Consider the following 13330-nt stretch of genomic DNA (forward strand, 5'->3'; position numbering starts at 1 on the left):
AGGCCTGGCGTTAGCATGTCGCGATTCAATCTCGAAAACAGCATTGCCCAGTTGACAAAACTATAGGAACACCCCCCGTCTCCACTCAAAGCAAACCCGATAGCGCTCATTGACACGGATGCTATATTGACCGGCGCGATCGCCCTTCAGCGCTTCAAGACGATTGCCCGGAGGGACGCGGAGGTCATCAAGAGAAACACAGACCTGAAGCTGTCGAATCTTCCTCAAAGCAACACGCTCAAAGGGAGCAAACTTCTTGACCCGAATACCCATAGCAAAGTGCTCGGTATCTCTGTCTTTATAGGATGCAATCATAGTATCGCCTTGCGTTAATAACGTCAAACGTTTCTATAGACTTACACCTAAATTATAGCAAACATTTGTTCGTATTTTCTGAGTAAATTACACAGAGACCCAATCAAGCGAAAGCAGTCGCTTGTAGACGTCGAGGCCTTCGAGCAGGATCTTCTCGTCAAAGAGCATGGTGTCGGTATGCAGGGCGCTTGTCGCGTAAGCAGGGCAGCTCTCGGCGTCATTTGGGTTGTCTTGCCCGGCCGGCACGCCCGTGCCCAGCAAGAAGAACACGCCCGGCAGATGGCGCTGATAGAAAGCAAAGTCCTCGGCAATTAACAGCGGCTCGTCCACAAGTTGCAACTCGGGCAAGGCAGGCGCAATGTGGGCAAACAACTCGGGGTCGTTATCGACTGGCGGATAGCCCTCGGCAAAGTCGAGATCGTACGTACAGCCCGTTGCGGTGCACGCCTCGTCGAGCGCACGGCGTACGCCCTCGCGCGCACGGTCGAACATGGCGTCCGTAAACACACGCAAGCTACCGGCAACATGGGCCTCCCCCGCCACCGCATTGCAGACGGTGCCGGCCTGCAGCAGGCCAAACTTACCGATGCAGGGCTCATCGGCACCCAGCTCGTCCATCAGCTCGCGCTCGGCAACCAGGAACTTTGCCGCCGCCAGCGCTGCGTCATGTGATTCCTCGACTGGAACGCCGTAGGTCTTGGCGATATGGATGCTCGTGCCATGGATATGAATGTGCGTCTCGCTCGAGCGCGCCAGCAGCGGACCGGGACAGCTCGCCAGCGTACCGGCAGGAAGATCGGGCCACACGTGAAAGCCAAAGATGCGGTCGACCCCGTAGCGCTCGAACACGCCGCTCTCGCATACCGTCTTAGCGCCACCGGTTGTTTCCTCGGCCGGCTGGAACACAAAAAGCACGTTGCGCTTAATAACGCCCGGCTGCTCACGAATCGTACGGTCGACAAAAGTTGCCGCCGCGAGGGCCATAGCCATGTGCCCGTCGTGGCCGCACGCGTGCATCTTGCCGGGATGCGTCGAGGCAAAAGCGGCGCCCGTCGTCTCCGCAATAGGCAACGCATCCATATCGGCACGAATCGCCGTGGCATGCGAGGCACCCGTGCCAGCGTCGAAGAAAGCGCACACGCAACTAGGGCACGGATGGATCACCTCGCAGGCAAGCGGAGCGAGCACGCCCTCGATATAGGCGATAGTTTGCGGAAGATCGAAGTCGAGCTCCGGAATGCGATGCAGGTCGCGACGATAGCGACGGAGTTCTTGGAGCTCGGTCATGGGGATTCCTTTCATGGGGCAACTCAGTTGTCACCTATTGTGACGCAGGATTGTGGCGCCCTCGTTTCTAGCATGATGCTGCATTTTTTAAACGTTATATACGAATACTCTTGTTTGGTAAAGTGCAACGTGGTAGGGTCTTTACCACTTGATAGAGGCGCGGGCACGAAGAGCCGCGGGCGAGTCGGCAGACTTTGACCCCGCGGGGAGGCGAAACCCGCCGAACTGGGTTTTTCGGGCACGAACAGCCTGGTGGGCCTGCGGGAAACACTCGCAGGACTGTCTGCAGCAATGCGGGAGCGCTATCCGGACATTGGGTCCACGCTATGCGGATTCGATGCGCAGATGGCGCCGTCTGGATAGCGAGGTTTACGGGACATGGCATTGACCCCCAACGAGGCATATGCGGCCAAGCAGCCGTTTGTGGACAAGGAGACACTCGAGCATATCGTCGAGCAGTTCCCCACGCCGTTTCATCTATACGACGAGGCGGGTATCCGCCGCAACATGCAAGAAGTGCGCGACGCCTTTGCGTGGAACCCGGGGTTTAAGGAGTACTTTGCCGTCAAGGCCAACCCCAACCCGGCCCTTATCTCAATTCTCAACGAATACGGCTGCGGCTGCGATTGCTCGAGCTATACCGAGCTCATGATCGCCCGCTCGCTGGGCATCACCGGCCATGACATCATGTTCTCGTCCAACGACACGCCGGCGGCAGACTTTGAGCTTGCCGACAAGTTGGGCGCCATCGTCAACTTCGACGATATCAGCCACATTGAGTTTTACGAGCGCGTCGCGGGACCCATCCCCAAGACGGTGAGCTGCCGTTTTAACCCGGGCGGCCTGTTCCAGCTTTCCAACGGCATTATGGACAACCCGGGCGATTCCAAGTACGGCATGACCACCGAGCAGCTCTTTGATGCCTTCCGCATGCTCAAGGCCAAGGGCGCCGAGGACTTTGGCATCCATGCCTTCCTTGCCAGCAACACCGTCACCAACGATTACTACCCCAAGCTCGCGCGAATCCTCTTTGAACTTGCCGTGCGCCTGGAGCGCGAGACCGGTGCACATGTCGCCTTTATCAATCTGTCCGGCGGTGTGGGTATCCCCTACCTGCCCGAGCAGCAGGCCAATGACATCCACGCCATCGGCGAGGGTGTACACGCGGCCTACGACGAGATCCTGGTTCCCGCCGGCATGGGCGATGTGGCGATCTGCACCGAGATGGGCCGCTTTATGATGGGCCCCTACGGGTGCCTGGTCACCAAGGCCATTCACGAAAAGCGGATCTACAAAGACTATATCGGCGTGGACGCAAGTGCCGTCGACCTCATTCGTCCTGCCATGTATGGCGCTTACCACCACGTTACAGTGATGGGCCAGCCGGGTGGCCCCGACAAGTCCGCAGCTCCCGTCACGAACACGTACGATATCACGGGCAACCTGTGCGAAAACAACGACAAGTTCGCCATCGACCGCGAGCTGCCGCATATCGACATGGATGACCTGCTTGTAATCCACGATACCGGTGCGCATGGCTACTCCATGGGCTACAACTACAACGGACGTCTGCGCTCCGCCGAGGTCCTGCTGCGCCCCGATGGCGCGGCCGACCTCATCCGCCGCGCCGAGCGCCCGGGCGATTACTTTTCCACGCTCGACGTGCTGCCGTGCGGCCGAGAGCTGCTGGCCAAGTCGCGCGCCGAAAGCGCCCGCCGTCGCGCCCAAGACGAGCGCCTGGCAGTCGCAGCTCAATGGAACAAACGCATCCAGATCGCGGAGGCGAAGGAGAAGAACATGGACATCCGCAATCTCGAGGGCTCAATCGTCGCCCTGGTTACGCCGTTTAAAAAGGACGGCAGTGTCGACTTTGACGCGCTCGAGCGCCTTATCGATTTCCACTTGCAAAATGGCACCGACGCCATTCTCACCCTGGGCACCACCGGCGAGAGCGCCACGATGACCGATGACGAGGACAACTCCGTCGTCGCCGCCGTGGTCAAGCATGTTGCAGGACGCGTCCCCGTCATCGCCGGCTCAGGCTCCAACTCCACGCAGACCATGCTCACCAAGTCGCTTACTTACCAGGGCTTGGGAGCCGACGGCCTGCTGCTCATTACCCCCTACTACAACAAGTCCAACGAAGAGGGTATCTATCAGCACTTTAAGACCGTCGCCGATGCCGTTGACATCCCCTGCATCCTGTACAACATCCCCGGCCGCTGCGGCTGCGGTATCAGCGAGCGCAACGTAGAGCGCCTAGCCGCGCACCCCAACATCATGGGCATCAAGGAGGCCTCGGGCAACGTCGCCTACGCGGCCAAGATCGCCCACCTGCTGTCCGACGATTTCCGCATGTACTCGGGCGAGGATGCACTCACAGTGCCGCTCATGAGCCTGGGCGCTTCGGGCACCATCAGCGTGTGGGCCGACGTGCAGCCGCAGCTTGTACACGACATGTGCCGCGCTTATCTGGACGGCGACGTAGCGCGCGCCCGCGATATCCAGATTGCCGGCCAGCCGCTCATCAACGCCCTCTTTAGCGAGGTCAACCCCATCCCCGTCAAGGAAGCGCTCGCCCAGATGGGCATGATCGAGGCAAACTACCGTATGCCGCTGTGCCCCATGGCAGACGACACGCGAGCCGCACTTACCGATGCTCTGAAGGGAGCTGGTCTACTTGATTAAGACCGTCATTATGGGAACGGGCCGCATGGGCTCGCTCATCCGCACTACCGCCGAAGGCATTGTCGACGCCGCCGGGCAGCCCGTTTTTGATATCGTGACCCAGATTGGCTTCGATTTGAGCGAGCTCGAGAACGCACCGGCTGCCGACGTCATCATCGACTTCTCGAACGTCGCGACCTTCGACGCCGTCGTCGCCTATGTCGAGCGCACGGGCGCGGCGTTGGTCTCAGGCACCACAGGCTACACCCCCGAGCAGATGGACCGCCTGCGTGAGCTGGGCCAGAACACCCGCGTTATGCACTCGGGCAATTACTCCATCGGTATCGCAGCCCTGCGCCATCTGGTAGCGCAGGCTACACGCGAGCTGCCCGGCTTTGACTGCGAAATCGTCGAGACGCACCACAACCAAAAGGTCGACGCCCCCAGCGGCACTGCCAAGCTACTGCTCGACGCCGTCGTCGAAGCCGAGCCCGAGGCAGGCTACCACCCCGTCTATGGCCGCGAGGGCATGTGCGGAGCACGCGATCCCAAGGAAATCGGTATGCACTCGCTGCGCGGCGGCACCGTCGCCGGCGTGCACGAGGTGAGCTTCTTTGGCCAGGACGAGGAGGTCACGCTCACCCACCGCGCCACGAGCCGTCAGATCTTTGTCAACGGCGCCTTGGCAGCCGCGCAGAAGCTCGTCACCCGCGAACCCGGCTTCTATACGTTCGACAAGGTCATGTTTGCCTAACCAGGTATCAACCGAATCCACCCAAAGGAGAGATAGCAAATGAGCAACGCAGCCGAGATGGATGCACAGGAGATTATCAACTACATCGCCACCGCGCCCAAAAAGACGCCCGTCAAGCTGTACGTGCGCGAGAAGCCGGGCATGAAGGTTGCCTGGGGCGACGCACATGTCTACGGCGGCCGTCGCGGCAAGACCGTCTTTGGCGACTGGGACGAGCTCAAGACCATCCTGGACGCCAATGCCGATTCCATCGATTACTACGACGTTGAAAACGATTGCCGCAACTCCGCCGTGCCCATGCTCGACCTTAAGGGCATCAACGCCCGCATCGAGCCGGGCGCGATCATCCGCGACCGCGTCGAGATTGGCGACCGTGCCGTCATCATGATGGGCGCCATCATCAACATCGGCTCCGTTATCGGCGAGGGTTCCATGATCGATATGGGCGCCGTGCTGGGCGGTCGCGCCACCGTGGGCAAGAACTGCCACATCGGCGCCGGCACCGTGCTGGCAGGCGTTGTGGAGCCCGCCAGCGCCACGCCCGTCATCATCGAGGACGATGTCATGATCGGCGCAAACGCCGTGGTCCTGGAAGGCGTGCACGTGGGCAAGGGTGCTGTAGTTGCCGCCGGCGCCGTGTGCGTCGAGGACGTCCCCGCCGGCGCCGTCGTGGCCGGTGTCCCCGCCCGCGCCATCAAGATGCGCGACGAGAAGACCGACAGCAAGACCGGCCTGGAAGAGGGCCTGCGCCAGCTGTAGAAGTTACGCGGTTTTGCCAAACCGCGTAACGGCTCGACGCTGCAAACGCCCCTAAGCGGCAATCTGACGTTCAATCGTCGGTCGCGTACCGAAGTACGCTTCCCTCCTCTTTCACGTCACCTTGCTCGCTTAGGGGCGTTTTCGCTGACGTGAGCTCAACCTGCGGCGCAATGTCAGCAACCAAGCCGAAAACAAAAAAGGCCGAAGTCCCAAAAGGCTTCGGCCTTTGTTTTTTGCAACGTCCAAGAGCAGTTTATCGATTCTCAATACTTCCGATGTTCTTGAGCTCGATGGAGATGAGGCCGTTGGGCTCGTTGACAAACTCGATGTACTCAGAGTTCGAACCCATCTCGGCCGGGAAGCTGATCTCGATGCCCGTGTCGGTACGGATCTTGTGGTTGCGCACCGCCGCGCGTTCGACCTGCTTGCGCTCCACGGGCACACGCTCAGGCACCTTCTCCTCAGTCAGTGCCGCGCGCACGCTCTCCTTGATAACCGGCTCGTCCTCAAAGACCTCATCGACGATATCCCAAGGGGGCAGTTCCTCGTCATCCTCAACTTTCTCGGCAACAGCAGCCTTAACCTTGGCGAGTGCTACAGCCGTGTTGGCACCGTGCTCCTCGGCGACTTCCTCGACCACACGCGTCACGGTGTCGATGACCTCCTTGCCCGATACCCCCGTGTCGCACTGCAGCAGGCCATCGGGAATGAGCATGCGATCCTCGCCGGCAATCTTGCGCTTCTTATCCACATAGCCGATCTCCATGGTGCTTGCACGCACGATTGCATAGCTCGGCACCTTTTGCGAGGGATTCGGCAGAATGGCGTAGTGGCGCGCAATGTCGTTGCGCACCTCGCCCTCTTCGCGACCCACCTCGTGCATAAAAGCCTGCTTGGAGCCCAGCAGCATCACGGCAAACCAGCGGGCATCCTCATCGTCATCAAAGTCCGCCACAAGCACGTCAGTGGACTCGGCTTTCTCGGCCTTGGTAAGTTCGGAAGAGATGAACTCCGCAATCTGCTGAGACAGATCCACGAACTCACGCTCACCAAAGAAATAGCCCTTGAGCTCGCCGCCGAATGCGGAGTTCTCGGCAAACGTGGCACGCTTGTTATCAGCCGAGGTACGAGCGCGCCGCAGGTGCGTGGTTACGAAATTACGCACGGTGCGGCTCTCGATATCGAGCTCGCGCTGGCTCATAACGTTGACGGCAGAGTCAAAGTCCAGGATATGCAGAATCGCGTGATTGATTTTCATATACGGCATTCCGTTCTAGATCGATTTCGGCACGAACCAGTATAGCGGTCGATCCCGCCCCAGGCGCATCGAAGATTGGTGCATCGGGGACAGGTTGCTTTGCACCAATGGTTAGCGCAGGAGCTCGGACTGCCAAGCCTCGAGCTGTTCTGCCAAGCTCTTGCCGGCAGCGGGCATGTCGATCTGGGGACGTTTGGGCAGAAGCGCACACTTAAGAATCGCAACGATAGTCTGCGAGACAAAGCGTCGCGTATCCTTGTCAAAGCCTTGCGCAGCCTGGAGCATCACAGGCAGGCTCTCGCGCAGATTCCCAGCGATATCCGCAAACCGCTCAGCACCCGTAGCCTCAAGCACGGAGAACAACGCATCTACAAAACGCTCGCGCTCGTTAGGCGACACCGCAAGCAGCATCTCGCGAATGGAGCCATCAACGTATCGAGCACCGGCGGACAGGCGCTCACAGTACACGAAGTCGCGACCATCAACCACCCAGCTAAAGGGATTATGCTGAAGCAGGCTGAACTCGGTGCTCTCAACGATGGCATAGTCCTCCTGTGTCTCGAACATCATGCCAAAGATCGACGACCGAGGTAGCGTCTTGTCGATTCGACCGGATAGATCGGCGAAGGCGTTGCCGCTCAGAAACTCCTCGACGAAGCCCGGACCATCATGGGAATACGCCCGTTCGATTCGCTCACGGGCGACATCGGGGCACATCGCCGCACCGTACACCGCAAGGTTTCCACCCTTGGAATGACCTCCGCACAAAAGCGGCCCGTCAATCGCATCCGCCGCCTCGTCTACATAACGCGCCGCGGATTCCTGGGCCGGCACAGGACACCGGAACGCCATGTTAAAGTCCTCTTTCCAGCCCACAATCGTGCTGTCGGTCCCCCGGAAGGCAAGATAGCTAAACCCCGCCGGAAATCGGAACGTCATGGCCGCAAACTGCTCCGTTGTCTCGGCATCACTCACGCTACGATAGCCGCAAACACGAACGCCACGGTAGCGAGGGCTTGCTGCCACAGCCTCCAACAGGGCACGACTCCCCTCCGGATCCCACAGGTCGCCAATCATGTCTTGGTAGCACTCGGCGCGCAGCAGCTCGCGTACGTCTAGGCCCTGCCAGTTCGTCAGCTCCGCCATATCACCCGGCAAACGCAAATAGGACAACCACGCAAAGACCAGGCTATCCACCGCGCAGAACGGCCGTTCCTCAAACGGATCAAACGCTGTCTGGGCATAGGTCAAAAAATTAGGCGAATCCGACATGGCCCTCCCATCAACTATGGTGCATTGGGGTCAGGTTACTTTGCACCAAAAAGGCGCCCGGGCCGTGTGGACCCGGACGCCTTCATTGTAGCTTTTCGCTCTAGCGAGCTTGATTTAGCAGGAGAAGTCGACGCTGTCGATGATGTCCTTGAGGGCCTTGGCGGAGGCGGTGAGCTCATGCTGCTCGTCATCGTTCAGCGGCACGGGGACGCGGCAGACGACGCCGTCGCGGCCAACGACCGTCGGCATGGAGATAGCCAGATCGGACAGGCCATACTCGCCCACCATGAGCGAGGAAACGGGCAGAACGGTCTGCTCATCGCGCATGACAGCGGTGCAGATGCGCTTGACGGCCATGGCGACGCCGTAGTAGGTGGCGTGCTTCTTCTCGATGATGGTGTAGGCGGAGTTCTTGACGTCCTCGGCGATACGCTTCTCGGCAGCCTCGTGCTCCAGATGACCGTGAAGCTCGCAGAAGGTGTTCAGCGGAACGCCAGCAACCTGAGCGCTGGACCAAGCGACAAACTCGGAGTCGCCGTGCTCGCCCATGACATAGGCCTGGACATCGCGCGGGTCAACCTCGACGTGGGCACCAAGCATCTGCTGCAGACGGCCAGTGTCGAGCACGGTGCCGGAGCCGATGACATGGCCCTCGGGCAGGCCGGACATCTTGATGGCAGCATAGGTCAGAACATCAACCGGGTTGGAGACGATTAGCAGAATGCCGTCGAAGCCGGACTTCTTAATCTCGGGGATAATGGACTTAAAGATGTTAACGTTCTTGTTGACCAGGTCCAGGCGGGTCTCACCGGGCTTCTGGGCAGCGCCAGCGGTGACGACGATCATGGCGGCGTCGGCGACATCGGAATAATCGCCGGCGTAGATCTTCATCGGCTCGGCAAACGTCATGCCGTGCGCGATATCCAGAGCCTCACCCTCGGCGCGGTTCTTGTCCACGTCGATGAGGACCATCTCGGAGAACAGACCGCTCTGCATCAGAGCGAACGCCGAAGACGAACCGACGAAACCGCAGCCGACAATAGCGACCTTCTTCTCGTTAACCATTAGAAACTCCCATCTCTCTCCACAAACAAGCCGCCCGGGAACGACCCGAGCGGCTTGTCGTAATCCCAATACATCCAATCGGGACTTTGATTATGCCCCTATTCGCAGCCAAAAATCGACCGTTTACCGAAATTGTTTGCAGTATTCGTAAAATAACTGCGCGAAATCGGTTTCGAGCTATTGACGAGTCGAAATAGGTTTCTAATACAGGCCCGCCTCGCGAATGGCCTCGACAGCCAAAGCGATCTGATCGGGCGGTAGGACCAGCGCCATGCGCACGTGTCCCTCGCCCGAAGGACCAAAACTCGCGCCCGGCGTCACCACAACGCCGGCCTTCTCCATGAGCTCCTCGCAAAACGCCATGGAATCGGTGCGGCCACCGGGAAGCTTGGCCCACACAAACATAGAGCCATGCGCGTTGGGACGCCCCCAGCCCAGGCCCTCAAGACCGTCGCACAGGGCATCGCGGCGCTCCTGGTACTTCAGACGCTGCGCCTCGACCTCATCGCGCGGACCGTTCAGACAGGCGATGGCGGCCTTCTGGATCGGGAAGAACATGCCGAAGTCGATCTGGCCGCGCAGCTTGGCAAAGGCCGAGACCACATCCTCGCGACCGACCAAAAAGCCGATGCGCGCGCCGGTGACGTTAAACGACTTGGAGAGCGAGAAGAACTCCACGCCCACCTCAAGCGCACCGGGGTACTGCAGGAAGCTGCCACCCGGCTCACCGTCAAACACGATGTCGGAGTACGCGTTGTCATGAACGATCAACAGATCATGCTCGCGGGCAAAGGCGATAATCTCCTCGTAGACCTCGGGCGTGCCCACCGAGCCGACCGGGTTCGCGGGCAGCGACACGATCATATACTTGGCACGATCGGCCACCTCGGGATCGATACCCGCCACATAGGGCAGGTAATTATGCTCGGCAACCAACGGATAGTACTCGAGCTTGGCATCGGCGATCTTGGCGCCCGCCTCAAAGACCGGGTAACACGGATCGGGAACCAGAATGGTGTCACCCGGATCGAGCAGGGCCAGGCCCAAATGGCCCACGCCCTCCTGCGTGCCGTTGCACGACTGCACCATAGACGGCGTAATGCCCGAAACGCCAAAGCGACGCTCATAGTAATCGCACACGGCCTGCTTGAGTTCGGGCAGGTCGCGCAGGGCATACTTCCACATCTCGGGATCTTGGGCTGCCTGCGTGAGCGCCTCGACCACATGGTCGTACGGCTTAAAATCGGGCGTGCCCACGCTCATGTTGTAAATGGTCTTGCCCTGAGCCTTCAGCGCGAGAAGCTTGTTGTTGAGCGAGGCGAAGACCTCCGCGCCAAAGCGGTCGAGACGCTGCGATGCCTGCATGGTGCCACCTTTCGATATGAAAAACGCGGCGCTCCGACAAGAGCGCCGCGCGATACGGGCCATCAGATTGCAAAAGTGTAACGCTTGCAACCCCCGTATTGGTTCAATTTAGCCAACCTTAGTCAATTGGATTGAGCGCATCGATCTGCGCAAGCCACAGACGCGAGCTAGCGTCACTCGGCATACGCCAATCGCCGCGCGGGCTGAGCGTCACCGAGCCCACCTTGGGACCATCGGGCAGGCAGCTGCGCTTAAACTGCTGGGCAAAGAAGCGACGGTAGAACGTACGTAGCCACGTGTGGACGGTCTTGGCGTCGTAGACGCCCTCGAAGCTCTTGAGCGCCATGCGGTAGATCTTGCCCGGCTCAAAGCCAAAACGCAGCAGGTAGTAGAGGAAGTAGTCGTGCAACTCGTACGGGCCCACCAAATCCTCGGTCTTCTGCGCAATCTCGCCGTCGCCCGTGGGCGGCAGAAGCTCGGGGGACACCGGCGTATCGAGGATATCGAGCAAGACCTCGGCAATGCGCCCGCCAAAGACATCGGCGGCATAGCGCACCAGATGGCGCACAAGCGTCTTGGGCACGCTCGCGTTGACGGCGTACATGCTCATGTGGTCGCCGTTATAGGTAGCCCAGCCGAGCGCCAGCTCCGACAGGTCGCCCGTGCCAATGACAAAACCGCCAGCCTGGTTGGCCAGATCCATCAGAATCTGCGTACGCTCGCGCGCCTGGCTGTTCTCGTAGGTCACGTCCTGCACAGCTGGATCATGCTCAATGTCCTTGAAGTGCTGCTCCACAGCCGCGTGGATCGAAACCTCGCGGAAGCTCACACCCAGGTCGCGAGCGAGCGACTCGGCATTCGACTTGGTGCGATGCGTCGTGCCAAAACCTGGCATGGAGACCGCCGTGATACCCGTGCGCGGCAGCCCCAGCGCATCGAAGGCACGCACGGTCACAAGCAGTGCCAGCGTGGAGTCCAAGCCACCCGAAAGGCCGATAACCGCAGCCTTGGTACCTGTGTGGGCAAGGCGGGTCTTGAGGCCAGCAGTCTGCAGATTGAGAATAGTCTCGCAGCGCTCGGCCAGATCACCGTGGTCGGCCGGCACAAAGGGCGCACGGGGGAAGACACGGTCGATGCCGAGTGCATCGCGCAGGACAGGTTCGTCCGTCAGCACGCCCTCAAACGAAAACTCAACGGTCGTGGCCTCCGGCGCATCGTCCGCGCGCGTCCACGTCGTCGAACGACGGCGCTCGGCAACCAGGCGGTCAAGGTCAACGTCGGCGACGGCCATATCGCAGGTAAGCAGTTTGGTCGCGGCGAGCTTGGAGCCGTTTTCGTAGATAAGGTTCTCGCCCGCAAAGACCATATCGGTCGTGGATTCGCCCTCGCTCGCGTCCGCGTAGGCATAGGCGCAATACAGGCGCGCGCTTTGGTTAGAGATAAGGCTGCGGCGGTAATCTGCCTTACCGATAATCTCGTCCGAGGCCGACGGGTTGAGAATCACCGTCGCACCGGCAAGCGCCATCTCGGTCGAAGGGGGCGCCGGCACCCACAGGTCCTCGCAGACCTCAACGCCCAGCACCAGGTCCTCGGCACCCTCATCACAGCAGCGGTAGACAAGCCCCGAACCCAGCGGAACCGGACCCTGACCGGCAAACTCGACCCACACGGGATCCGCAGGCGCCGGAGCAAACCAGCGGCGCTCATAGAACTCACCATAGTTGGGCAGATACTTCTTGGCCGTCAGGCCCAAAAGCTCGCCCGCACAGCACACGGCGGCACAGTTGTAGATATTCTCGGCAACTGCAACGGGAAGACCGATGGTAAAGACAATCGGCAACTCACGAGTTTCATCGAGGATATGCACCAGCGCTGCCTCGCAGGCATGCAGCAGCGTGCGGTTATGGAACAGATCGGCCGCGGTATAGCCGCACAAGTTAAGCTCGGGCAGCACCAGCGCGCGAACGCCGCGCTCGGCAGCCTCGCGAACAGCCGCCAGCGCAACCTCGGCATTGCCCTCGACATCGGCCACACGAATCTGCGGCGACGCCGCCGCCACACGCAAAAAGCCATCGTTCTTATTAGCCGAAACGCAGCATTGTCTTGTTGATCTGGACACTGGAGGCCCCTTCTACCCTGAGATTCAGTCTAACGGACGTTCACATATCTCTAACTAGCCAAAGCAACCTCCCAGTTTACTGAGAGGCCAACCTGTGCTAAGAGCATGTATTTCAATAATATCTTTAATTAAAAAGGAGAAATCGATAATCGACTTCTCCTTTAAGCGAGGCGAGTAAATTTCGAAACTAATGGCAGAATTTATCCATGTAGTCCTCAAAGTCGAACACTTCTACCACGACGCCCTCTTCCTGAAACTCTTTCAGTTGCTCCAAGAGATCTTTGTTAATAACGTCCATGCAGAAACCTCCTCTATCTAATCAATTGTAGTATATCTGCTTTCATGCAATTATCAACCAACTTGTTTAGTTGCTCCTCGTTTGCCGATAGTCCCCTTGATTATCAACTTCAACCGAACACCTCCCACATTCATCCGCACATGTGCGGATGAATGTGGGAACCCGATACCC

10 protein-coding genes and 1 riboswitch are annotated in these 13330 nt (G+C 59.6%); of the genes, 3 read left to right on the top strand and 7 right to left on the bottom strand.

Features of this window, described 5'->3' with window-relative positions:
- Window positions 1-60: 60 nt before the first annotated feature.
- Entirely contained in the window at window positions 61-315 is a 255-nt protein-coding gene (locus AB5Z20_RS09505; RefSeq protein WP_195624768.1) for a type II toxin-antitoxin system RelE/ParE family toxin, read from the bottom strand.
- A gap of 87 nt (window positions 316-402) precedes the next feature.
- Window positions 403-1602, bottom strand: a complete 1200-nt coding sequence (locus tag AB5Z20_RS09510; RefSeq protein WP_368157133.1) for an N-acetyldiaminopimelate deacetylase — start codon at window positions 1600-1602, stop codon at window positions 403-405.
- Window positions 1603-1746: 144 nt separating this feature from the next.
- A riboswitch (Lysine riboswitch) is annotated at window positions 1747-1915 on the top strand.
- A gap of 65 nt (window positions 1916-1980) precedes the next feature.
- On the opposite strand from AB5Z20_RS09510, the gene dapA reads away from it, so the two are divergent.
- Genes dapA through dapD form a run of 3 tightly spaced genes read left to right on the top strand, consistent with a single transcriptional unit; the run spans window position 1981 to window position 5782 of the window.
- Window positions 1981-4290 (top strand): 4-hydroxy-tetrahydrodipicolinate synthase, encoded by a 2310-nt coding sequence (gene dapA / locus AB5Z20_RS09515; RefSeq protein WP_138112135.1) that lies wholly within the window; start codon window positions 1981-1983, stop codon window positions 4288-4290.
- Window positions 4283-5023, top strand: a complete 741-nt coding sequence (dapB, locus tag AB5Z20_RS09520; protein ID WP_217495605.1) for a 4-hydroxy-tetrahydrodipicolinate reductase — start codon at window positions 4283-4285, stop codon at window positions 5021-5023. Before dapA ends, dapB begins: the two co-directional genes overlap by 8 nt.
- 39 nt (window positions 5024-5062) lie before the next feature.
- On the top strand, window positions 5063-5782 hold the full coding sequence (gene dapD / locus AB5Z20_RS09525; protein WP_006234339.1) for a 2,3,4,5-tetrahydropyridine-2,6-dicarboxylate N-acetyltransferase: 720 nt from the start codon (window positions 5063-5065) through the stop codon (window positions 5780-5782).
- A gap of 253 nt (window positions 5783-6035) precedes the next feature.
- Here the strand turns inward: dapD and AB5Z20_RS09530 are convergent, their stop codons facing one another.
- The 5 genes from AB5Z20_RS09530 to AB5Z20_RS09550 all read right to left on the bottom strand — a co-directional run bounded on the left by AB5Z20_RS09530 (window position 6036) and on the right by AB5Z20_RS09550 (window position 12861).
- Entirely contained in the window at window positions 6036-7040 is a 1005-nt protein-coding gene (locus tag AB5Z20_RS09530; RefSeq protein WP_022094136.1) for a nucleoid-associated protein, read from the bottom strand.
- 111 nt (window positions 7041-7151) lie between these two features.
- On the bottom strand, window positions 7152-8312 hold the full coding sequence (locus AB5Z20_RS09535) for a DUF2974 domain-containing protein (protein ID WP_006234342.1): 1161 nt from the start codon (window positions 8310-8312) through the stop codon (window positions 7152-7154).
- Between the two features lie 114 nt (window positions 8313-8426).
- Window positions 8427-9377 carry an L-lactate dehydrogenase gene (locus tag AB5Z20_RS09540; protein WP_006234343.1) on the bottom strand — a complete coding sequence of 317 codons (951 nt, stop codon included), beginning with the start codon at window positions 9375-9377 and terminating at the stop codon, window positions 8427-8429.
- A 201-nt stretch (window positions 9378-9578) separates the two neighbouring features.
- Entirely contained in the window at window positions 9579-10742 is a 1164-nt protein-coding gene (locus AB5Z20_RS09545; RefSeq protein ID WP_368157135.1) for a pyridoxal phosphate-dependent aminotransferase, read from the bottom strand.
- Between the two features lie 118 nt (window positions 10743-10860).
- Complete coding sequence (locus AB5Z20_RS09550) at window positions 10861-12861, bottom strand: NAD(+) synthase (RefSeq protein ID WP_368157136.1); 2001 nt, start codon at window positions 12859-12861, stop codon at window positions 10861-10863.
- Window positions 12862-13330: the final 469 nt, after the last annotated feature.

The organism is Collinsella aerofaciens, from assembly GCF_040910245.1.
GTDB lineage: Bacteria > Actinomycetota > Coriobacteriia > Coriobacteriales > Coriobacteriaceae > Collinsella.